1 protein-coding gene is annotated in these 620 nt (G+C 69.2%); it reads right to left on the minus strand.

The annotated features are described in order from the left end of the window. Positions 1-620: FAD-dependent oxidoreductase (locus L810_RS43425; protein ID WP_042978493.1), on the minus strand; the 620-nt coding region annotated here is incomplete at both ends.

Below are 620 nucleotides of genomic sequence, written 5' to 3' on the forward strand. Positions count from 1 at the left end.
CCGTCGTCCGCGCGTTCGATCGACTCGACCACCGCCCGCGCGTGGATCGTGACGCCCTGCTTCGTCATCTCGTCGGTGAGGAACTGGCGCACGTCGTCGTCGAAGCCGCGCAGGATCTTTTCGCCGCGATAGAACAGGTCGACGTGGCTGCCGAAGCCGTTGAAGATGCCCGCGAACTCGACCGCGATATAACCGCCGCCGACCACCGCGATGCGTGCGGGCCGCGCGGCGAGCGACAACGCCTCGCGCGACGTGATCGCATGTTCGATGCCGGGCCGCGCCGGCATCGACGGGCGCGAGCCGGTCGCGATCGCGATGTGGCGCGCGCGGATCGGGCGTTCGCCGATCGCGACCGTGTGCGCATCGACGAGCGTCGCGCGCCCGGCGTGCATCTCGACGCCCGATTGCCGCAGCAGGTTGATGTAGATGTCGCTGAGCCGGTTGATCTCGCGGTCCTTCGCGGCGATCAGCGCGGGCCAGTCGAGCGTGCCGGCGCCGAAGGTCCAGCCGAAGCCCTGCGCGTCCTCGACTTCGTGCGGGTAGTGCGATGCGTAGACGAGCAGCTTCTTCGGGATGCAGCCGCGCAGCACGCAGGTGCCGCCGATCTGCTCTTCTTCCGC

Source organism: Burkholderia sp. AU4i (genome assembly GCF_000466765.1).
GTDB lineage: Bacteria > Pseudomonadota > Gammaproteobacteria > Burkholderiales > Burkholderiaceae > Burkholderia > Burkholderia cepacia.